General features: G+C 65.6%; 16 protein-coding genes. 6 read left to right on the plus strand and 10 right to left on the minus strand.

Annotated features, from left to right (window positions below; all coding sequences use genetic code 11):
- Positions 1–22 precede the first annotated feature (22 nt).
- The 3 genes from GR158_RS02055 to GR158_RS02065 are packed head-to-tail and all read right to left on the minus strand — an operon-like array spanning position 23 to position 2,457.
- Positions 23–1,210: a glycine C-acetyltransferase gene (locus GR158_RS02055; protein WP_160869641.1), complete on the minus strand. Its 1,188-nt coding sequence runs from the start codon at positions 1,208–1,210 to the stop codon at positions 23–25.
- Between the two features lie 37 nt (positions 1,211–1,247).
- On the minus strand, positions 1,248–1,703 hold the full coding sequence (locus tag GR158_RS02060) for a GFA family protein (protein ID WP_160869643.1): 456 nt from the start codon (positions 1,701–1,703) through the stop codon (positions 1,248–1,250).
- 25 nt (positions 1,704–1,728) lie between these two features.
- A complete protein-coding gene (locus GR158_RS02065) occupies positions 1,729–2,457 on the minus strand; it encodes a bifunctional 2-polyprenyl-6-hydroxyphenol methylase/3-demethylubiquinol 3-O-methyltransferase UbiG (RefSeq protein ID WP_160869645.1) in 729 nt (242 codons plus the stop codon).
- Between the two features lie 152 nt (positions 2,458–2,609).
- Between GR158_RS02065 and GR158_RS02070 the strand changes: the two genes are divergently transcribed.
- On the plus strand, positions 2,610–3,380 hold the full coding sequence (locus GR158_RS02070; RefSeq protein WP_160869647.1) for an SDR family oxidoreductase: 771 nt from the start codon (positions 2,610–2,612) through the stop codon (positions 3,378–3,380).
- Positions 3,381–3,434: 54 nt separating this feature from the next.
- Here GR158_RS02070 and recQ read toward each other — a convergent pair whose 3' ends face one another.
- From recQ to GR158_RS02085, 3 genes are all read right to left on the minus strand, one after another.
- The gene (recQ, locus tag GR158_RS02075; RefSeq protein WP_134647144.1) at positions 3,435–5,273 is read right to left on the minus strand and encodes a DNA helicase RecQ; all 1,839 of its coding nucleotides are present in this window, start codon (positions 5,271–5,273) and stop codon (positions 3,435–3,437) included.
- A 75-nt stretch (positions 5,274–5,348) separates the two neighbouring features.
- A complete protein-coding gene (gene dnaG / locus GR158_RS02080) occupies positions 5,349–7,346 on the minus strand; it encodes a DNA primase (protein ID WP_160869649.1) in 1,998 nt (665 codons plus the stop codon).
- A gap of 124 nt (positions 7,347–7,470) precedes the next feature.
- Positions 7,471–7,920 carry a GatB/YqeY domain-containing protein gene (locus GR158_RS02085; protein ID WP_134647140.1) on the minus strand — a complete coding sequence of 150 codons (450 nt, stop codon included), beginning with the start codon at positions 7,918–7,920 and terminating at the stop codon, positions 7,471–7,473.
- 324 nt (positions 7,921–8,244) lie between these two features.
- Here GR158_RS02085 and carA point away from each other — a divergent pair, with 324 nt between their 5' ends.
- Positions 8,245–9,453, plus strand: a complete 1,209-nt coding sequence (gene carA, locus GR158_RS02090; RefSeq protein WP_160869651.1) for a glutamine-hydrolyzing carbamoyl-phosphate synthase small subunit — start codon at positions 8,245–8,247, stop codon at positions 9,451–9,453.
- A gap of 84 nt (positions 9,454–9,537) precedes the next feature.
- On the opposite strand, the gene GR158_RS02095 is transcribed toward carA, so the two are convergent.
- From GR158_RS02095 to GR158_RS02105, 3 genes are all read right to left on the minus strand, one after another.
- On the minus strand, positions 9,538–10,908 hold the full coding sequence (locus GR158_RS02095) for an MATE family efflux transporter (protein WP_160869653.1): 1,371 nt from the start codon (positions 10,906–10,908) through the stop codon (positions 9,538–9,540).
- Positions 10,909–11,058: 150 nt separating this feature from the next.
- Positions 11,059–12,312, minus strand: a complete 1,254-nt coding sequence (locus GR158_RS02100) for a TCR/Tet family MFS transporter (RefSeq protein ID WP_160869655.1) — start codon at positions 12,310–12,312, stop codon at positions 11,059–11,061.
- A 176-nt stretch (positions 12,313–12,488) separates the two neighbouring features.
- The gene (locus GR158_RS02105) at positions 12,489–13,421 is read right to left on the minus strand and encodes a neutral zinc metallopeptidase (protein WP_134647132.1); all 933 of its coding nucleotides are present in this window, start codon (positions 13,419–13,421) and stop codon (positions 12,489–12,491) included.
- A 222-nt stretch (positions 13,422–13,643) separates the two neighbouring features.
- Between GR158_RS02105 and GR158_RS02110 the strand changes: the two genes are divergently transcribed.
- Positions 13,644–14,303 (plus strand): dihydrofolate reductase family protein, encoded by a 660-nt coding sequence (locus tag GR158_RS02110; protein ID WP_160869657.1) that lies wholly within the window; start codon positions 13,644–13,646, stop codon positions 14,301–14,303.
- Between the two features lie 56 nt (positions 14,304–14,359).
- Positions 14,360–15,391, plus strand: coding sequence for a zinc-dependent alcohol dehydrogenase family protein (locus GR158_RS02115; RefSeq protein WP_160869659.1), 1,032 nt, complete (start codon positions 14,360–14,362; stop codon positions 15,389–15,391).
- On the opposite strand, the gene GR158_RS02120 is transcribed toward GR158_RS02115, so the two are convergent.
- On the minus strand, positions 15,388–16,275 hold the full coding sequence (locus GR158_RS02120; RefSeq protein WP_134647126.1) for a LysR family transcriptional regulator: 888 nt from the start codon (positions 16,273–16,275) through the stop codon (positions 15,388–15,390). The genes GR158_RS02115 and GR158_RS02120 overlap by 4 nt on opposite strands.
- Before the next feature lie 110 nt (positions 16,276–16,385).
- Here GR158_RS02120 and blaOXA point away from each other — a divergent pair, with 110 nt between their 5' ends.
- Together blaOXA and carB are read left to right on the plus strand one after the other, a co-directional pair.
- Entirely contained in the window at positions 16,386–17,192 is an 807-nt protein-coding gene (gene blaOXA / locus GR158_RS02125; protein WP_160869661.1) for a class D beta-lactamase, read from the plus strand.
- 241 nt (positions 17,193–17,433) lie between these two features.
- Positions 17,434–20,916, plus strand: coding sequence for a carbamoyl-phosphate synthase large subunit (carB, locus tag GR158_RS02130; protein ID WP_160869663.1), 3,483 nt, complete (start codon positions 17,434–17,436; stop codon positions 20,914–20,916).
- The last annotated feature ends 1 nt before the right edge of the window (position 20,917 follow it).

The raw sequence follows: 20,917 nt of genomic DNA on the forward strand, positions 1-20,917 counted from the left end.
CGCAAGGGATTCAGAAGACAGTTCAAATAATGCCGAGTTCGCGTCCCACCTCAGCGAAGACGTCGATAGCCTTGCGGACATCCGCCTCGCTGTGCGCGGCCGACATCTGGGTGCGGATGCGGGCCTGCCCGCGCGGCACGACGGGGAAGGAGAAGCCGATGACGTAGACGCCCTTCGCCAGCATGCGGCTCGCCATTTCCTGCGCCAGCGCGGCGTCGCCGAGCATGACGGGAATGATGGGATGCCCCTCGCCCGCCAGCGTGAAGCCGAGCTTCGTCATCTCGCTGCGGAAGAGGTCCGCATTGGCATTGAGGCGCGCGCGCAGCGCATCGCCGTGGTCGATGAGATCGAAGACCTTGAGCGAGGCGGCGGCAATGACCGGGGCGAGCGTGTTGGAAAAGAGATAGGGCCGCGAGCGCTGGCGCAGCCATTCGACCACCTCGCGCTTGCCGGACGTATAGCCGCCCGAGGCCCCGCCCAGCGCCTTGCCGAGCGTGCCGGTCATGATATCGACGCGGCCTTCAACACCGCAATGTTCGGCCGAGCCGCGCCCATGCTTGCCGACGAAACCGACGGCATGGCTGTCATCGACCATGACCATCGCGCCGTATTTTTCGGCGAGGTCGCAGACGCCGCCGAGATTGGCGATGATGCCGTCCATGGAGAAGACGCCGTCGGTGGCGATCATCTTGAAGCGGCTGCCCTCCGCCTTCTTCAGTTCCTCTTCAAGGCTCCCCATGTCGTTGTTGGCGTAACGGAATCGCTTCGCCTTGGAGAGCCGCACGCCATCGATGATCGAGGCGTGATTCAGCGCATCCGAGATGATCGCGTCCTCTTCACCGAGCAGGGTCTCGAACAGGCCGCCATTGGCATCGAAGCAGGAGGAATAGAGGATCGTGTCTTCCAGCCCGAGGAAGGAGGAAATGCGTGCCTCCAGCTGCTTATGCTCTTCCTGCGTGCCGCAGATGAAGCGCACCGAGGCCATGCCGTAGCCGTAGCGGTCGAGCGCCGCCTTGCCGGCTTCGGCCAGTTCCGCGTTGTCGGCGAGGCCGAGATAGTTGTTGGCGCAGAAGTTCAGCACCCGCTCGCCCGACTGGACCGCGATCTCGCCGGCCTGCTTGGAGGTGATGACACGCTCGGACTTGTAAAGGCCGCCAGCCTTGAGGCCCTCGATCTCGGATTGCAGATGGGTGATAAAGGTGGACGTCATGGTCGCGCACTCACGGCTGGAAAGGACATTCGGCGGATCAGGCGACGCTGGCCGCATAGGCGGCGATCAGAGGCTCCATCTCGCTCATTTCAGGAAATTTCGTATAGCTATGCACGGCAGGGACCGTTGCCCAGGCCAGTTTCTCGCTCGTGTAGGTTTCCACGAAGGGACTGTACCACGCCACATCGTTCAGCATGGTCGGCCGAACGTTGACGAAGAAATCCAGCCCGGGCATCCGCGTGAACATCCATGTCATGCAATCCGGACAGAAATGATGCCCGATATGCGGACTGGCACCGGCAACGACGGGTTCGCCGGCAATAACGGCAAACCCTTCAGTCGGGATCGCTGCGCTCAGCGAGTAGGCGCTGGCCGACATGCGCTGGCAGCCTGTGCAATGGCAGGCCATTGTGATCAGCGGCGGTGCACTCACGCGAATTTTGACCCGCCCGCAACGGCAGGCACCATCGAGCGGCAATTTCAGTCTTTTCATGGCTCGGTCCTCTCAGGATGGATGCTTAGGGACGCCCGCAGGCGATCAGCAGGAACATCGGTCGGTTAAGCTCGACCCGCCATTCCAGATGCTCGGCGAGCTGCGCGGCACTCGGCCGCCATTCCTCGACATGGCGAAGCGTGAAGCCCGCCGCGATCAACGCGTTCAGCGTCGTGCCCAGCGTGCGATGATATTTGACGACCCCCTCGGCGAGCCAATCTGTCGTGCGTTGGCCTTCGACAAGGTAGCCATCGACCGGCCAGATCGTTTTCCCACCGACCTCGGCCCAATCGGGCGCGGACGGCGCCATGAAGATGGGATGCTCGATGGTGAAGACAAAATCCGAGCCCGGCACCAGCGCGGCATGGATCGTGCGAACCAGCCGCTCGAAATCCGCGGTATAGTGGAAGGCGAGCGACGAATAGGCCAGATCGAAAGCCTGCGCCGGCAGGTCGAGCCGGTCGAGATCGGCGATCTCGTAGCGCACGACCGGTGAAGTGGTTTCGGCGCGCGCGCGGGCGATCATGTTCTGCGAGAGATCGAGGCCCAGCACGCTCTGCGCGCCCTCGCCCGCCGCATGACGCGCAAACCAACCGAAGCCACAGCCGAGATCGACGATACGCTTGCCCGCGAGGTCCGGCAGCATCGCCCGCACCGAGCCCCATTCTGCCGCACCCGCAAGTCCGTAAAGCGAACGGGGCAGATTGCTGTATCCCTCAAAGAAAGCAGGCTGGTCATAGATGTTCTGAGCCATCGCGGATCCTTTCAGAGAAAGGACATAACGCGTTTTCGACATGCGGAAAAGCGAGGGGTGACGGCAGTCACCATGGCGGGCCGGTGACCAGAGCAGGCTTGACAGCCCGGCATTCCCATTGTCCGGTGGCGGGAACAACGGGGGTTGGGGCGATGACGATACTGGACCGGTTTTCCCAGAAGGGTCGTGTGGCGCTCGTCACCGGCGGCGGCCGCGGGCTCGGCTTCGAGATCGCGCTGGGGCTGGCGCAGGCCGGCGCGCATGTCGTCGTGAGCGGACGCACCGCCGCGACACTGGAGGAGGCCGTCGCCCGGATCGCCGCCGGCGGCGGCCAGGCCTCCGCTGCGGCTTTCGACATCGCCGACCGGGCGGCCCAGCGCAGGGCGCTCGCTGACATCGAGACCAGGCATGGCCGGCTGGACGTGCTGGTCAACAATGTCGGCGCGCGCGACCGGCGCGCCCTCGCGGACATGGACGACGCCGCCATCGACGACCTCATCCTCACCGACCTCTCGGCCGCCATCAGCCTTTCGCGCGACGCCGCCGCGCTGATGAAGAAGAACGGCCACGGCCGGCTCATCGCCGTCACCTCCATCGGCGGGCATGTCGCCATGCCCAATGACGGGGTCTATCCCGCCGCCAAGCAGGGCCTGACCGGTCTCATGCGCAGCATGGCCGTGGATTACGGCCCCTTGGGCATCACCAGCAATGCCATCGCGCCCGGCTGGTTCGCGACCGAGACCAACGCGGCGATGGCCGCCAACGAGGAGCTGATGCCCTTCGTGCGCCAGCGCATTCCCGTCCAGCGCTGGGCCCGCCCCGACGAGATTACCGGCGCCGCCCTGTTCCTTGCCAGCGACGCCGCCTCCTTCGTCAACGGCCATGTGCTCGTCATCGATGGCGGCATGACGGTCAGGATGTAGCTTCTTTGCCGCATTGTCCGACGCCGAAGCGATCCCGCTTCGGCTGTAAATGCTCTAACCGGCGAAATCCTCGATGACGGCCAGGAAGGCCTCGCCGAAGCGATCGCGCTTGGAGACGCCGATGCCCGGAATATCCAGAAGCTCCTCCAGATCGGCCGGACGTTCGCGGGCGAGCGCGATCAGCGTCGTGTCGGGGAAGACGACGTAAGGCGGAACATCGAGATCCTTGGCGATGGCCAGGCGCTCGGCGCGCAGTGCCTCGAACAGCGCCAGGTCGGAACCGCTGAGGTTGGAGCGTTCGCGCGACGCGGGCGATCCCCCCGCCCGGGCCTTTCGGCCGGTCTGCGGCCGGTCCTTGCGCAAAAGCACCTCCCGCTCCCGACGGAAGACGGCACGCGCCTCCGGTTCCAGCTTCAGCGCGCCGAAGGCCGAATGGTCGACACTGACCAGCCCCATGGCCATGAGCTGGCGGAAGATCGATTGCCAGACGCTTTTGGCAACGTCCTTGCCCGCGCCGAAAACCGGCATTTCGGTATGGCCGAAACGCTCCGTCTTTTCGTTGACGGCGCCCACCAGCACATCGATGACATGGGCAGCGCCGAAACGCTCGCCGGTGCGGTAGACCGCGGCCAGCGCCTTGATGGCCGCCTCGGTGCCGTCCCAGGTCTCGACCGGATTGCGGCAGGTATCGCAATTGCCGCAGCGGCCCGCATGGCTCTCGCCGAAATGCGCAAGGATCGCCTGCCGGCGGCAACCGGCCGTCTCGCAGATCGCCAGCAGCGACATCAGCTTGGCGCGCTCGATGCGCTTGATCTCCTCGGCCGCCCCGCCCTCGTCGATCATCTTGCGGCGCTGCACGACATCGGCCATGCCATAGGCCATCCAGACATCCGACGGCAGGCCGTCACGCCCCGCACGGCCGGTCTCCTGGTAGTACGCCTCCACCGAGCCGGGCAGGTCGAGATGCGCGACATAGCGCACATCCGGCTTGTCGATGCCCATGCCGAAGGCGACGGTCGCCACGAGGCAGAGGTTTTCCTCCTTCAGGAACGCATCCTGGTTGGCATCGCGCACCGCCCGGTCGAAGCCCGCGTGATAGGGTAGCGCGCGCACGCCCTGCGTGTTCAGCCACTCCGCCGTGTCCTCGACCTTGGCGCGCGACAGGCAATAGACGATGCCGCTCTCGCCCTGATGCTTGGAAAGGAACCGCAGGAGCTGCTGGCGTGGCTGGTCGCGCTCGGCGATCTCGTAGGAGATGTTCGGCCGGTCGAAGCTGGTGGTGAAGACCTCCGCGCTGTCGAGGCCCAGGCGCTCGATGATGTCCTCGCGCGTATGCGGATCGGCGGTCGCCGTCAGCGCGATGCGCGGCACGCCGGGATAACGTTCGCCGAGCATGCCGAGCGTGCGGTATTCCGGCCGGAAGTCATGCCCCCACTGCGAGACGCAATGCGCCTCGTCGATGGCGAAGAGCGCGATGCGGGCGCCCGCCACAAGGTCGCTGAAACCATCCGTGACGATGCGCTCCGGCGTGACGTAGAGCATGTCGAGCTCGCCGGCGCGCATGGCATCTCGCACGGCGAAAAACTCCTCGCGCGACAGCGAGGAATTGAGCGCCGCCGCCCTGACGCCAAGCTGCTTCAGCGCCTCCACCTGATCGCGCATCAGCGCAATCAGCGGCGAGATGACGATCCCCACACCATCGCGGCACAGCGCCGGGATCTGGAAACACAGGGACTTGCCAGCACCGGTGGGGAAGAGCACGACCGCATCGCCGCCATCCGTGACATGCTCCACCACCGCCTGCTGCTTGCCGCGGAAGGCATCGTAGCCATAGACGCGCTTCAACACGTCGAGGGGAGATGGGCGGGCGGTTGCGGTGGAGGTGTCGAGCATGCGAATCCCGTTTCGTTCACGGCGGACTATGGGGTTTGCAGCGTGGGGAGGCAACCTTTGCGAGGTCGTTTACCCCTACTTGCCGGCCGGCCCCTTCACGCGGCCGGAGAGCACGCCGAAGCCTTCGATGATGGCTTCCTGGTTCTCCATGCGCACGGTCTCCAGCTGCACCTCCTGAAGGGCGCGCAGGATCTGGGGCACGCGCTCGTCGTCGCCCTCCTCGGTGGAAACGGCCAGTTCCCGCTCCAGTTCGCGGCGCTGCCAGAGCAGCGCGCGGGTGCGCTTGTGCAGGGCGAGCGCCTGGAGATAGCCTTCGCGCGCATCTTCCGGCGCGGCCTCGGCCGTCGCGGTCCACAGGCGTGAATTGCGGATCTGCTGTTCCAGCCCCTTGAGCAGCGCCTCGAAGCCCGCCGTTTCGAGATCCTCGATCAGCCGGTCGCGCTCCAGCCGCGCGCCGACGGAGCCGGCAATGCCGAGCAGCGCCGACCACAGGCGCTGGAGATCGCGGTTGTCGTACTCGATGCTGGCGATATCGTCGTAATCGCTGAACAGCAGGCCGGGATGGTTGACGACGGTGAGCGCCAGAACGCTCTCGCGCAGCGCCGGCAGTTCCTGCGCGCCGCGCACCAGCGCCGAGCGGGCAAGCCGGTCGGAAATACCCGTCGCAACCGCATTGCGCTGCTGGCCGCCACGCGCGCCGCCCCTCTGCTGGCGGTTGCCGCCGAAATTGCCGCCGCCCTGCCGCGGCACTGGGCGGAAGAAGCTGTTCAGCCGATCGCGCATCGCCTGCTGGTAATGGCGGCGCACGTCCTCGTCGGCGATGACGGCCGTGACCTGGCGCAGCCGCGCCTCCAGTGCCGCGCGGCTTTCCGGCGTGTCGAAATTCGCGCCCTGCACCTCGCGGTTCCAGATCATGTCGGCGAGCGGCCTTGCGCTGGCCATGACCTTGTCGAAGGGCGCGCGGCCTTCATGGCGCACCAGATCGTCCGGGTCCTTGCCGTCGGGCAAAAGCGCGAAGCGCACGGTGCGCTCCGGCTTGATGAGCGGCAGGGCGAGATCGGCGGCGCGGTTGGCCGCACGGATGCCCGCCCCGTCGCCATCGAAGCACAGCACGGGCTCCGGCGTCATGCGCCACAGAAGGTCGAGCTGGTTTTCGGTCAGCGCCGTACCGAGCGGCGCCACCGCATTCTCGATGCCGGCCTGATGGAGCGCGATCACATCCATATAGCCTTCGACGGCGATGATCGTGCCGGTCGCCCGGTCGTCCTGGCCGGCATTGCCGACGCGGCCGGCCCCCTGCGCGGCCTTTCGGGCGCGGGCATGGTTGTAGAGCACGCTGCCCTTGTGGAAGAGCTCGGTCTCGTTGGAATTGAGATACTTGGCCGGCGCATCCGGCGACATGGCGCGGCCGCCGAAGGCGATGACCTTCTCGCGCACCGAATGGATGGGAAACATGATGCGGTCGCGGAAACGGTCGTAGGAAACGGGGATTTCGGGCCCGTGCACGACGAGCCCGCAGGCCTCGATCGCCTCCTTCGGCACGCCCTTGCGCGCCAGATGCTCCTTCAGCGCATTGCGGCTTTCCGGCGCATAGCCAAGGCGGAACGTCTCGATGGTGCGCCCCGTCAGGCCGCGGTCGCGCAGATAGGCGCGCGCCTTGGCGCCGGCCGGGGTCTGCAACTGGTCCTCGAAGAAGCGCGTCGCCATCTCCATGACCTCGACGAGGCCCATGCGCTCCTTTTCCCGCTGCTCCGCCTGCGGGTCGGGCTGGGGCATGGGCACGCCGGCGAGGTCGGCGATCTGCTGGACGGCCTCCGGGAAGGACAGCCCGTCGAGATCGGTGAGAAAGCGGAAATGATCGCCCGACACGCCGCAGCCGAAGCAATGATAGCGGCCCTTGCGATCCTCGCAGTGGAAGCTCGGCGATTTCTCGCCGTGGAACGGGCAGCAGGCCCAGTAATCGCCGCGCGAAACATTGGTCTTCTTGCGATCCCAGGTCACGCGCCGGCCGATCACGTCCGAAATGGGAACGCGGTCACGGATCTCGTCTAGGAAGGCATTGGAAAAGCGCATGGTTACCTCGGTCGAGGTTCATATAACCACGCGGACGCCCCGCCGCCAGCGATAGTCCGTCACCCACAGCAATCCACAGGCGGCGGCACAAAGGAAAAGGGCGGCCCAAGCCGCCCTTCCCGTCTTACTTCAGCAGGTCCTTCACCACGCCGGAGGCCTTGGCGAAGTCCATCTGGCCCGGATAGCGCTCCTTGAGCACGGCCATGACCTTGCCCATGTCGCGCAGGCCCTGCGCGCCGATCTCGGTGATGACGCCCGATATCAGTTCGCGCACCTTCTCGTCGGAAAGCTGCTCGGGCAGGAAACCCTTGATGACGGCGATTTCCTGCTGTTCCTGCGCGGCGAGTTCGGGGCGGCCGTTATCGGCGAAGATCCTGGACGATTCCTCGCGCTGCTTGATCATCTTGGCGAGGATCTGCAACACTTCGTCGTCCTCGACCGGGCCCTTGCCCGCGCCGCGGTTGGCAATGTCGCGGTCCTTCAGCGTCGCCTGGATCAGGCGCAGCGTGGAGACACGGCAGGCGTCCTTTGCCTTGAGGGCTTCCTTCAGGTCGTTTGCGAAGATTTCGCGCATCATTTTCTCCATGAAAGGCCGCCGGCGCCGGATGCGCGACAGGCCCTTGTCGTCGTTCGATTGTGCATGCTCATAGACCGGCAACGGGCCCGACCGCAAACGGATTGCGTAAGCGCATGATTCAAAACGCTTTATAATTCCACGCAATCCACAGGCGGCGGTTGACCCCGCCATCCGCTTTGTCTATTTTCCGGCACCTGCACGAAATTTGGCAATCAGGGCGAACCAACGCGGGTTTCCGCGCGCCCTTGCCTGCGACCTCAAATGGTGCCTGGCCCCGCGGCTTTCAAGCCGGCGGCGTCCGGTGCCGGAAACGGGATGAACATGACCTCGACCCCCGCATGGACCTCTGAAAAGCCGACCGCCCTGCTCGTGCTGGCCGACGGCACCGTCATCGAAGGCAAGGGCATCGGCGCCACCGGCAAGGTGACCGCGGAAGTCTGCTTCAACACGGCGCTGACGGGCTACCAGGAAATCCTGACCGATCCTTCCTATCTCGGGCAGATCGTCACCTTCACCTTCCCGCATATCGGCAATATCGGCGCCAATGACGAGGATATCGAGGACCTGACGCCGGCCGCCCGCCACGGCGCCGTCGGCACCATCTTCAAGGCCGACATCACCGATCCCTCGAACTACCGCTCGGCCAAGGACCTCGACGCCTGGCTGAAGGCCCGCGGCATCATCGGCCTCTCGGGCATCGACACCCGCGCGCTGACGGCCTGGATCCGCGAGAACGGCGCGCCGAACGCCGTCATCGCCCATGACCCGAACGGCGTCTTCGACATCGAGACGCTGAAGGCCGAAGCCAAGGCATGGAGCGGCCTTGTCGGTCTCGACCTCGCCAAGGTCGCCTCCTCCGGCCAGTCCTCGCGCTGGAGCGAGAAGCCGTGGGTGTGGAACGAAGGCTATGAAAACCTCGCCGACAGCGACGTGAAGTACCACATCGTGGCCCTCGACTACGGCGTCAAGCGCAACATCCTGCGCCTCTTCGCCGGCCTCGGCTGCAAGGTCACCGTCATGCCCGCCACCTCCAGCGCCGATGACGTCCTGGCGCAGAAGCCCGACGGCATCTTCCTGTCCAACGGCCCGGGCGACCCGGCCGCGACGGGCGAATACGCCGTGCCGGTCATCAAGAAACTGATCGAAACCGACCTGCCGATCTTCGGCATCTGCCTCGGCCACCAGATGCTCGGCCTCGCCGTCGGCGCCACCACCGAGAAGATGCACCAGGGCCACCATGGCGCGAACCACCCGGTCAAGGACCACACGACCGGCAAGGTGGAGATCGTCTCGATGAACCACGGCTTCGCCGTCGCCTCGTCGTCGCTGCCCGACGGCGTGGAGGAAACCCACGTCTCGCTGTTCGACGGCACGAATTGCGGCCTGCGCCTCGTCGGCAAGCCGGTCTTCTCCGTGCAGCACCACCCGGAAGCCTCCCCCGGCCCGCAGGACAGCCACTACCTCTTCCGCCGCTTCATCAATCTGGTGCGCGCGAAGAAGGGCGAGGAAGCCCTGCCGGAACGCGCGTAAGGTTCCGACCTACGGAAACAGGAAGGCCCCGGACATGTCCGGGGCCTTTTCAGTTTGTGAATACCCGTCAGTGCGCGCCGTCCATCAGACCCGCTGTCGCACGAGGCGGTAGAAGCGCCAGTTGAGCAGCACGGCGGCAGCGGCCAGCCCGCTGACGAAGCCGAACCATATGCCGACCCCGCCGAAGCCCGCCGGGAAGGCCAGGAACCATGCGCAGAGGAAGCCGATCGGCCAGTAGGAAATGAGCGCCAGAACCATGGGTATCCGCGTGTCCTTGAGACCGCGCAGCAGGCCGGCGGCGATGGCCTGGAGGCCGTCGACCAGCTGGAAGAGGCCGGCGACCACCACGAAGGGGCCGGCGATCGCCAGCACCGCCGCCGAATCCTTGCCGGCCTTGTCGAGGAAGACAGCGGCGAGTTCGCGCGGAACGAGCGCGAAGAGCAGGCCGCCGAAGACAGCGATGGTCGCGGCGACGGCGAGCACCGCCCAGGACGCACGCACCACACCCAGACGATCGCCGCGCCCATGGGCCACGCCGACACGCACCGTGCCGGCCTGCGCCAGTCCGAGCGGGATCATGAAGGCGAGCGAGGCGAGCTGAAGCGCGATACCGTGGGCGGCAAGCTCCAGCGTGCCGAGACGGCCCATCAAAAGCGAGGCGCCGGTGAAGAGGCTTACTTCCGCCAGCATGGTCAGGCCGATCGGCAGCCCCAGTTGCACGACCTCCCGGAATGCGGCCCAGTCGGGCCGCCAGAAGCGCACGAAGAGCTCGTAGCGCCGCATGGCGGGCCGCGACTGGATATAGGCGGTAATCAGCACGAAGCTGAGAAGGTTGACGCCGAAGGAGACCACGGCCGCTCCCTCGATGCCCCAGGCCGGAAAGCCGAAATGGCCGAGCACCAGCGCATAGGCGAAGAAGGCGTTGACCGTGAGGATGACGATCGTGACATAGAGCACGATGCCGGCACGGCCGTGCGCGCTGACAAGCCCGCGCAGCGTCATGAAGAGCAGTGCCGGCGCCATGCCCCAATGGGCGATCTTCAGGTAGCTGCCGGCGAGCGCCGCCACTTCGGGCTTCTGGCCGGCATAGAGCAGGATGCGCTCCGCATTGTAGAAGATGGGTATCATCAGTGCGGCATAGATCAGCACCACCCACATGCCCATGCGCACGGCACGGCGCACCGACACGGTGTCACCCCGGCCATAGGCCTGCGCCACCATGGGCATGACGGCATTGGCGAAGCCCGAACCCAGAATGAACAGCGTGAAGAAGAACTGGCTTCCCAGCACGATGGCCGCGAGATGCGCGGCACCCAGCCGGCCGAGGATCACAACATCGGTCGTGTGGATGCCGAGCTGCGCGAGCTGGGCGCCGATCAGCGGCACGCCAAGCGTCAAGGTTGCGCGGAAATGCGCGCGCCAGCTGTTGTCGGCATGATGCGATGCGGTGTCCATGATGGTTCTCACTTTCGCATCGCTTCCGATCACAAGTCCCGCCCGCGATCAATCGAATAGAATTGATGCTTTGATCAAAAAGACGAAAAGCGGCCCGAAACAGGCCGCTTCCGCACGGTTTTCGTCGAAATGTCACGATTGAAAGCGCCTTCAAGCCGTTTCCGGCGCCGTTTTCGCCTTTGGGCCCGCGCCCGCGCCGCGCAACGTCGTGATGAAGACGATGAGCCCGATGAACAGGATCGCTGCCGCCAGCGCATAGGGCGCGCCGGCAAAGGTGACCGGCGCCTTCGGGCCGGTGAAGTAGCTGAAGGCCTGGGTGAAGAGCAGCGGACCGATGACGGTGGTGATGCTGGATATGCTGGTGAGCGCACCCTGCAACTCGCCCTGCGCGGATGGCGGAACGCGTGCCGCCGCTATCGAGCGCAGCGGCGGGTCGGCGAGGCTTTCGAGCGCCGTCAGCACGATCACCACATAGACCATCCAGCCCTGCCAGGCCGCGGCATAGCCGCAAAGGCCGAGGACGGAAAAGCAGATGCCGACGACCGCCGTGCGGTATTCGCCGATGCGCGGCACGATGCGCGGCAGCACGAAGCCCATGACCAGCGCCCCGCCGATGCCGAAGACGCCGAGCGACAGGCCGATCTGGCCTTCGCTCCAGCCGTAGCGCAAGGCGGCGACGAAGGGCCAGACGGCCGGATAGACGGCATGCGCCAGCCCGTAGCAGAACAGCACGACGCCCACCCACAGCACGCCGGGATGGTTGCGCATCTGAAGCAGCGCGCCGAGCGGATTGGCGCGGGCGAGTTCGAACCGGCGGCGGTTCTTCGGCGCGAGGCTTTCCGGCAGCAGGATGCAGGCGGCGACGAAATTGAGGAAGGCGATCGCGGCGGCGCCGTAGAAGGGGATGCGCGGGCCGAATTCCCCGAGCACGCCGCCGATCACGGGTCCGATCACGAAGCCGGTTCCGAATGCGATGCCCATCAGGCCGAAATTCTTCGCCCGCGTCTCGTCGTCGGAGACATCGGCGATGAAGGCGGCGGCCGTCGAGAAGCTCGCTCCGCTGATGCCCGCCAGCACGCGGCCGGCAAACAGCATCCAGTAGCTCGTCGCCAGCGCGCAGATCAGGTTGTCGACGGCGAAGGTCAGGATGCAGGCCAAAAGCACCGGCCGGCGCCCGAAGCGATCCGAGAGATTGCCGATGAGCGGCGCGAAGAGGAACTGCATGCCGGCATAGACGAGCAGCAGCCACCCGCCGTCGATGGCCGCCTGGCTGATATCGTCGCCGGTCAGTTCATGCAGATAGGTGGGCAGCACCGGCACGACGATGGCGATGCCGATCACGTCGAGGAACATGATCATGAAGACGAGAAAGAGCCCGCGCCGGGTGGACCTGGCATCGACCATGAAGAGACCTCGAACGAAAACACCCGCCATCGGGCGCGGAAATGTCAGGCCGCGACTTCTATTTCAGTTTTCCGGGCGAAACAATCCATGAACATCGCAAATCGCCGGCCGCTCCAACGAAAAAACCCTCCGGCCAGGCAGACCGGAGGGTTTTCGTTGACGATGGATCGACGGGATCAGACGTCGCCCTTGAAGGTGTCGCACTGATCGACGCGGCCGGTATCGAAGCCGCGCTTGAACCAGCGGCGGCGTTGTTCGGACGTGCCGTGGTTGAAGCTCTCGGGCACGACATAGCCCTGCATGCGCTTCTGGATCGTATCGTCGCCGATCTGGGTGGCGGCGTTCAGCGCCTCGTCGAGGTCGCCCGCATCCAGCAGGCCCTTCTGCTGCGTGTACTTGCCCCAGATGCCGGCATAGCAATCCGCCTGAAGCTCGACGCGGACCGACATCTGGTTGGCTTCCTCCTGGCTCATGCGCTGGCGCTGCTGGTTGAAGCGCGGCAGCACGCCGGTGAGGTTCTGCACGTGATGGCCGACCTCATGGGCGACGACATAGGCCTGGGCGAAATCGCCGGCCGCATCGAACTTGCTGGCAAGCTCGTCGAAGAAGCTCATGTCGAGATAGACCTTGCGGTCGCCGGGGCAATAGAACGGGCCGGATGCCGCCGACGCAAAGCCGCAGGCTGACTGGACCGAACCGGAGAAGAGCACCATCTTGGGCTCCTCGTAGCGCTCGCCGGCCGCCTGGAAGATGCCGTTCCAGGTATCTTCCGTCTCGGCCAGAACCGTCGCCATGAAGGCCTTGGTTTCCTCTTCCTGCGGCGAGGTGCGCCGGTTGGCGCTTTCCGTCTGCTCGACACCCGGCACGCTGACCTGGCCGCCATTGCCCATGACCTGCAGCAGGTCGATGCCCATGGCCTTGAAGATGAAATAGATCACCACGAGGAAGATGATCGTGCCGATGCTCATGCCGCCGCCGGCACGACGCCCGCCGCCCATGGGAATGCGGAACCCGCCGCCGCGGCCGAACGGGTTGCCGCCACCCATGGAAGGCCCGGCTCCGCGCTGGTCCTCGATATTGTCCGACTGGCGACGACCTTTCCATTCCATGGCGCATTTCCCCGCATTGAATTGGCGACGAACGTTCACGACACGAATTCGTTCCTCAGCAACAGCTTATAGGGCGTGCCGGGCCCGCTTGCAAAACGAAAAGCGAGCGCCCGGCGCCGTCTCCGAAGCGGCACTGCAAAGATTTTTCGTCGACCCTGTCGGCCAGTCGCCGCATCGATCGTCTTTGGATATCATCCATCGATCAGGGCCAGGAGTAACCCCATGCGAAAGCTCATCGTCAGTGCATTCATCAGTCTCGATGGCGTCATGCAGGCGCCGGGCGGGCCGCAGGAGGATCCCATCGGCGGCTTCCGCTTCGGGGGCTGGGTCGCGCCCTATTTCGACGAGACGGCGGGCGCCGTCATCGACGAGCTGTTCGCCCGCCCCTTCGACCTGCTGCTCGGCCGAAAGACCTACGACATCTTCGCGGCCCATTGGCCCTATGCGGATGCGAACGACCCGATCGGCCCGCTCTTCGACCGTGTGACCAAATATGTCGCGACCCGCAACCCGGCCTTCCGCACGACCTGGCAGAACAGCCGGACGCTCGGCGCCGATGCCGTCGCGGCCGTGAAGGCGCTCAAGGGCGGCGACGGGCCGGATCTCCTCACGCAGGGCTCGGCCGATTTCCTTAGGACCCTGTTCGAAAACGACCTTGTCGACGAGATCAACGTCTTCGTCTTCCCCGTCATCCTCGGCAAGGGCAAGCGCCTCTTCGGGGATGCCTCCTTCCCGCGCGCCCTCACCCTTGAAAGCTCCAGGACGAGCCAGAACGGCATCGTCATCAGCCGCTATACCCGCGCCGGCGATGTCGCGACCGGCTCCTTCGAGTTCGACACGCCGACCGAGGCCGAACTGGAGCGCCGCCGCAACCTGACATGACTTGACCGCGCGCGCCTTCCCCGATCCAATCGGCGGCGAGGAAAAGGGAGGACGGCATGAAGGCGGCGCGGCTCGAAGCGATCGGCGAATTTCACGTGCGCGCGGTGGAAACGCCCTCACCCGGCCCGGACGAACTGCTCGTGCGGGTCGAAGCCGCCGGCATCTGCGGCACCGACCGCCACCTCCTGCACGGCACGTTCCCCTGCAGGCCTCCGGTGACGCTCGGCCACGAATTCTCCGGCATCGTGGAGGCCGTCGGCGAGGCCGTCATCGATTTCCGCCCCGGCATGCGCATCACCGGCAATCCCAACATCCATTGCGGGCGATGCGTGCAGTGCCGGCGCGGCCGCATCAATCTGTGCGAGAACCTGGAGGCCATCGGCATCCACCGCGACGGCGGCTTTGCGGACTATGTGCTGGTGCCGCAAAGGCAGGCCCATGAACTGCCGCTGTCCCTGCCGCCGGAACATGGCGCGTTCTGCGAGCCGCTGGCCTGCTGCCTGCACGGCATCGACATGGCCGGCATCCGGCCGGGCGGTTCCGTTATAGTGCTGGGTGGCGGCGTCATCGGTATGTTGGTGGTGCAGCTCGCAAGGCTGGCGGGCGCGACATCCGTCGTCCTCGTCACCCGCCAGGCCGCACGCCGTCAGCTGGCGGAAGCAACCGGGGCAACCGCGTCCTTCGATCCCGGCAGCGGCCATGTCATCGAGGGTATCGGCGGTCCCGATGGCCTGCTTCCCGGCGGCGCGGATGTCGTCATCGAATGCGCCGGCGTGGCGGAGACCATGGCGGACGCGCCGAAACTGGCGCGCAACGGCGGCACCGTCGTCATTCTCGGCGTGATGCCGCAGGGCGAGGCGGTCGCCATCGAGCCTTTCGACCTGCTGTTCCGGGAAGTGCGCGTGCTGACCGCCTTCCTCAATCCCGATACCCATGCCCGCGCCGCCGCCCTGATCGCGGAGGGAACGATCCGGGTCGAGCCGCTGATCTCGCGCCGCATCGGCCTCGATGCCCTGCCGGACGCTTTGGCGAACCCGCCGCGGCCGGGAGAGGTGAAGGTGCTGGTCATGCCAGGACGTCGAGCCTAGGCAAGCGCCTCGGCCGCCACGGTCTCCTCCAGCCATGCCGCGAAAGCCGACATGGCGGGGGTGAGGCTGCGCGATTGCAGGCGGGTCAGCCAGTAGCTGCCGAGCGCGACGCTGGTGTCGAAGGGCTGGACGACGGTGCCGGCCGAAAGCAGCCGGGAAAACATCAGCGGCGGAGCAAGGCCCACGCCCTCCCCCTGCAGCACCGCCTCCATCATGGCAAGCGAGGTGTCGAAGACGATGGCGTTCTGCGGCGGCGGGGTGCGCGGCAGGCCGGCGGCCTCGAACCAGCGTGTCCACTCGTCCCGCCGATAGGAGCGCAGCAGCGTCAGGCCGAGCAGATCCTCCGGCGTTTTCAGCCCGCGCGCGATGGCGGGGATGGCGAGCACGGAAAGCGGCGCATCGAACAGCCTGACGGCATCCGTGCCGTGCCACGCGCCCGCCCCGAAGCGGATGGCGAAATCGAGCCCTTCGGCCGCGAGGTCGACACGGTTGTTGTTGGTCGAAAGCCTGATTTCCACGAAGGGATGGCGCTCGCGAAATGCAGCAAGGCGCGGCAGAAGCCAGCCGACGGCGAAGGTGCCGACCGCGCCGACCGTCAGGATTTCCCGCACATGACCGCCCCGGAACCGCTCCACGACATCGGCCATGCGATCGAAACTGTCGCGCAGCACCGGCAACAGGCTCTCGCCCTCCGCGGTGATCATCAGCCCGCGCGGCAGCCGCTTGAAGAGCACGACGTTCAGCTGTTCCTCCAGGCTCTTCACCTGGTGGCTGACCGCCGCCTGCGTCACGTTCAGCTCGATGGCGGCGCGCGTGAAGGACAGATGGCGCGCCGACGCCTCGAAGGCGCGGAAGGCGTTCAGCGGCAGATAGGGCCGAACCATGGCAATGCCCCAATTTTCCTAATGGCTAAGACCAGTATTGATCTTTTGTCCCGGCATCAGATCATTGCTATCCACAATACGCAAGTCATTCAGAATTCAAGGAAACCGTGATGGATATCCGTCTTTTCGCGGCCAGCGCCCTGCTGGCTGCAAGCCTCTGCACGCCGGCCGAAGCCCGCATTATTTGTACCATCGTGACCGATGCCGCAGACGGCGCGGTGATTCTGGAGAAGGGCGACTGCAAGACGCGCGTGACGCCCGCCTCCACCTTCAAGGTGCCGCTCGCCGTGATGGGCTACGACGCCGGCTTTCTGGAAAATGCGGAGGAACCGGTCCTGCCCTTCATGAAGGGCTATCCGGACTGGGGCGGCGACAACTGGCGCCAGCCGACAACGCCGAAGCGCTGGATGGAATTTTCGGTCGTCTGGTATTCGCAGCGCATTACCGAATTCCTCGGCTACGAGCAGCTGCGCGACTATGCGGATGCCTTCGGCTACGGCAATGGCGACATGACGGGCGATCCCGGCAAGGACAACGGGCTGGAGCGGGCCTGGATCGCGTCCTCTTTGAAAATATCGCCGCGCGAGCAGGTCGCGTTCCTGGCCAAGCTCGTCAATCACGAACTGCCCGTCTCCGCCGATGCCATGGACGCGGCCATGGAGATCGTCGAAGGAAAGGACATTGCCGACGGCTGGCGCGTGCAGGGCAAGACCGGCATGGCCTATCCCCGCAAGGCGGACGGCAATTTCGATTATGCGAGGCCCTGGGGCTGGTATGTCGGCTGGGCGCGGCGCGACGACCGCACCGTCGTTTTCGCCCGTCTGTTGCAGGACGAGAAGAAGGAGGAACCGCGCACCAGCCTGCGCGCCCGCGACGGCATCCTCGCCGAACTGCCGGCCATTCTGGCGAAGAATTGAGGCCAGCCGCTCCCCGCTCCGGCGCGGGGAGCGCGCGCCCTCCCGCCGCCGCCCCGAGCGGCTGATCCGGCGCGCCGCATTTTTCCTGTCGACGGGGCAATTTTCGGGGTTCCGCTCGCCCCTGCATTTGCCTATAAGCCGCTTCTAGCCTTGAAAGACCACTTTTGCGCGCCCGGCCCGGTGAACCCATCGCCATGCCGGTTTTTCGCGCACGCGGCAAAGCGGAAGAACGGATAGAGATATGCCCAAGCGCCAAGATTTGAAATCGATCCTCATCATCGGCGCGGGGCCGATCGTCATCGGTCAGGCCTGTGAATTCGATTATTCCGGCACGCAGGCCTGCAAGGCGCTGAAAGAGGAAGGCTACCGGGTCATCCTCGTGAACTCCAACCCGGCAACGATCATGACCGATCCGGGCCTGGCCGACGCCACTTACGTCGAGCCGATCACGCCCGAGGTCGTCGCCAAGATCATCGCCAAGGAACGGCCGGACGCGCTGCTGCCCACCATGGGCGGCCAGACGGCGCTCAACACCGCGCTCTCCTTGAAGCGCATGGGCGTTCTCGACCGCTACAATGTCGAGATGATCGGCGCCAAGCCCGCCGCCATCGACATGGCCGAGGACCGCGCGCTCTTCCGCGAAGCCATGGCCCGCATCGGCCTGGAAACGCCGAAGTCGCTGCTCGCCAACGCCACCGAGATCAAGGACCAGGACCGCAAGGTTCATGAGGCCGAGCGCGCCAAGCTCAAGGCCGAACTGTCCGGCGATGCGCTCGACAAGGCGCTGGACGAGCTGGAAAACCAGTGGAACCTCGGCGAGACCGACCGCAAGCAGCGCTATATGAGCCACGCCATGGCGATCGGCGCTCAGGCGCTCGACGAGATCGGCCTGCCCGCCATCATCCGCCCGTCCTTCACGCTCGGCGGCACCGGCGGCGGCATCGCCTACAACCGCTCGGAATTCTTCGAGATCGTCAATTCCGGCCTCGACGCCTCGCCGACCACCGAAGTGCTGATCGAAGAATCCGTGCTCGGCTGGAAGGAGTATGAGATGGAGGTCGTCCGCGACAAGGCGGACAACTGCATCATCATCTGCTCCATCGAGAACATCGACCCGATGGGCGTGCACACGGGCGATAGTATCACCGTCGCGCCGGCCTTGACCCTGACGGACAAGGAATACCAGATCATGCGCAACGCCTCGATTGCGGTTCTGCGCGAGATCGGCGTGGAGACCGGCGGCTCGAACGTGCAGTTCGCCGTCAACCCGAAGAACGGCCGCCTCGTCGTCATCGAAATGAACCCGCGCGTTTCGCGCTCGTCGGCGCTGGCCTCCAAGGCCACCGGCTTTCCCATCGCCAAGATCGCGGCCAAGCTCGCCATCGGCTACACGCTCGACGAGCTGGAGAACGACATCACCGGCGGCGCGACCCCGGCCTCCTTCGAACCGTCGATCGACTATGTCGTGACGAAGATCCCGCGCTTCGCCTTCGAAAAGTTCCCCGGCGCCGAGCCGACGCTGACCACCGCCATGAAGTCGGTCGGTGAGGTCATGGCCATCGGCCGTACCTTCGCCGAATCGCTGCAAAAGGCGCTGCGCGGGCTCGAAACCGGCCTGACCGGCCTGGACGAGATCGAGATCCCCGGCCTCGGCGACGGCAACGACAAGAACGCCATCCGCGCCGCCATCTCCACGCCGACGCCGGACCGCCTGCGCATGGTCGCCCAGGCGCTGCGCCTCGGCCTGTCGCTCGAGGAAGTGCACGAAGGCTCCAAGATCGACCCGTGGTTCCTCGAGCAGTTCAAGGCCATCGTCGACATGGAAGCGCGCATCCGCGAGCACGGACTGCCCGCGGACGCCGAAAACCTGCGCATGCTGAAAGCCATGGGCTTCTCCGACGCCCGCCTCGCCACGCTCTCGGGCAAGCGTCCGAAGGAAGTCGCGGAACTCCGCAACGGCCTCGACGTACGCCCGGTCTTCAAGCGCATCGACACCTGCGCCGCCGAATTCGCCTCGCCGACCGCCTATATGTACTCGACCTACGAGACGCCATTCGCCGGCGCCACGCGCTCGGAAGCCGGCATTTCCGACCGCAAGAAGGTCGTCATCCTCGGCGGCGGCCCGAACCGCATCGGCCAGGGCATCGAGTTCGACTATTGCTGCTGCCACGCCGCCTTCGCGCTGAAGGATGCCGGCTATGAGGCGATCATGGTCAACTGCAACCCGGAAACCGTCTCAACCGACTACGACACGTCGGACCGTCTCTACTTCGAGCCGCTGACGGCCGAAGACGTGATCGAGATCCTGAAGGCCGAGCAGACCAATGGCGAACTCGTCGGTGTCATCGTGCAGTTCGGCGGCCAGACCCCACTGAAGCTCGCCGAAGCGCTGGAAAAGAACGGCATCCCGATCCTCGGCACCGCACCCGACATGATCGACCTGGCCGAAGACCGCGATCGCTTCCAGAAGCTGCTCCAGAAGCTCGACCTGACCCAACCGAACAACGGCATCGCCTACTCGGTCGAGCAGGCCCGCCTGATCGCAGGCGAGATCGGCTTCCCGCTGGTCGTGCGCCCGTCCTACGTGCTCGGCGGCCGCGCCATGCAGATCATCCATTCGGAATCGATGTTGCAGACCTACCTGCTCGACACGGTGCCGGAACTGGTGCCCGAGGACATCAAGCAGCGTTACCCGAACGACAAGACCGGCCAGATCAACACGCTGCTCGGCAAGAACCCGCTGCTCTTCGACAGCTACCTGTCGAATGCCGTGGAAGTCGACGTCGACGCGCTTTGTGACGGCAAGGACGTTTTCGTCTCCGGCATCATGGAGCATATCGAGGAAGCCGGCATCCATTCGGGCGACTCGGCCTGCTCGCTGCCGGTCCACACGCTCTCCAACGAGATCGTCGACGAGCTGGAGCGCCAGACGAAAGCCCTTGCAAAGGCGCTCAATGTCGGCGGCCTGATGAACGTGCAATATGCCATCAAGGACGGCACGATCTACGTTCTGGAAGTCAACCCGCGCGCCTCGCGCACCGTGCCCTTCGTCGCCAAGACCATCGGTGCGCCGATCGCCAAGATCGCCGCCCGCGTCATGGCCGGTGAAGGCCTCGACGCGGCGATTGCCGCCTATGGCAAGAAGCCGGACCCGCGCAACCTCAAGCACATCGCCGTCAAGGAAGCCGTGTTCCCGTTCGCCCGCTTCCCGGGCGTCGACACGCTGCTCGGCCCGGAAATGCGCTCGACCGGCGAGGTCATCGGCCTCGACACCGACTTCGCGCTGGCCTTCGCCAAGTCGCAGCTCGGCGCCGGCGTCGACCTGCCGCGCGAAGGCACGGTCTTCGTGTCGGTGCGCGACGAGGACAAGGACCGCGTGCTCGCCGCCATCAACATCCTGACGGGCATCGGCTTCAAGGTGATGGCAACGTCGGGCACCGCCCGCTTCCTCGCCGAAAAGGGCATCGAGGCCATCAAGATCAACAAGGTGCAGGAAGGCCGTCCGCATATCGAGGATGCCATCCGCAACCGCCAGGTCCAGCTGGTCATCAACACGACCGACGGCAACAAGGCGATTTCCGATTCGAAGTCGCTGCGCCGCGCCGCGCTGATGCAGAAGGTGCCCTACTACACGACCATGGCCGGCGCGCTTGCCGCCGCCCAGGCCATCCAGGCCCTCAAGCAGGGCCAGCTCGAAGTGCGTCCGTTGCAGGCGTATTTCTGAC

Source organism: Shinella sp. AETb1-6, assembly GCF_009826875.1.
Lineage (GTDB): Bacteria > Pseudomonadota > Alphaproteobacteria > Rhizobiales > Rhizobiaceae > Shinella > Shinella sumterensis.

What these genes read in the sequence shown, in the direction of transcription:
- GR158_RS02055 (WP_160869641.1), bottom strand. Translation starts at nt 1,210, where the DNA reads ATGACGTCCACCTTTATCACCCATCTGCAATCCGAGATCGAGGGCCTC.
- GR158_RS02060 (WP_160869643.1), bottom strand. Translation starts at nt 1,703, where the DNA reads ATGAAAAGACTGAAATTGCCGCTCGATGGTGCCTGCCGTTGCGGGCGG.
- GR158_RS02065 (WP_160869645.1), bottom strand. Translation starts at nt 2,457, where the DNA reads ATGGCTCAGAACATCTATGACCAGCCTGCTTTCTTTGAGGGATACAGC.
- GR158_RS02070 (WP_160869647.1), top strand. Translation starts at nt 2,610, where the DNA reads ATGACGATACTGGACCGGTTTTCCCAGAAGGGTCGTGTGGCGCTCGTC.
- recQ (WP_134647144.1), bottom strand. Translation starts at nt 5,273, where the DNA reads ATGCTCGACACCTCCACCGCAACCGCCCGCCCATCTCCCCTCGACGTG.
- dnaG (WP_160869649.1), bottom strand. Translation starts at nt 7,346, where the DNA reads ATGCGCTTTTCCAATGCCTTCCTAGACGAGATCCGTGACCGCGTTCCC.
- GR158_RS02085 (WP_134647140.1), bottom strand. Translation starts at nt 7,920, where the DNA reads ATGCGCGAAATCTTCGCAAACGACCTGAAGGAAGCCCTCAAGGCAAAG.
- carA (WP_160869651.1), top strand. Translation starts at nt 8,245, where the DNA reads ATGACCTCGACCCCCGCATGGACCTCTGAAAAGCCGACCGCCCTGCTC.
- GR158_RS02095 (WP_160869653.1), bottom strand. Translation starts at nt 10,908, where the DNA reads ATGGACACCGCATCGCATCATGCCGACAACAGCTGGCGCGCGCATTTC.
- GR158_RS02100 (WP_160869655.1), bottom strand. Translation starts at nt 12,312, where the DNA reads ATGGTCGATGCCAGGTCCACCCGGCGCGGGCTCTTTCTCGTCTTCATG.
- GR158_RS02105 (WP_134647132.1), bottom strand. Translation starts at nt 13,421, where the DNA reads ATGGAATGGAAAGGTCGTCGCCAGTCGGACAATATCGAGGACCAGCGC.
- GR158_RS02110 (WP_160869657.1), top strand. Translation starts at nt 13,644, where the DNA reads ATGCGAAAGCTCATCGTCAGTGCATTCATCAGTCTCGATGGCGTCATG.
- GR158_RS02115 (WP_160869659.1), top strand. Translation starts at nt 14,360, where the DNA reads ATGAAGGCGGCGCGGCTCGAAGCGATCGGCGAATTTCACGTGCGCGCG.
- GR158_RS02120 (WP_134647126.1), bottom strand. Translation starts at nt 16,275, where the DNA reads ATGGTTCGGCCCTATCTGCCGCTGAACGCCTTCCGCGCCTTCGAGGCG.
- blaOXA (WP_160869661.1), top strand. Translation starts at nt 16,386, where the DNA reads ATGGATATCCGTCTTTTCGCGGCCAGCGCCCTGCTGGCTGCAAGCCTC.
- carB (WP_160869663.1), top strand. Translation starts at nt 17,434, where the DNA reads ATGCCCAAGCGCCAAGATTTGAAATCGATCCTCATCATCGGCGCGGGG.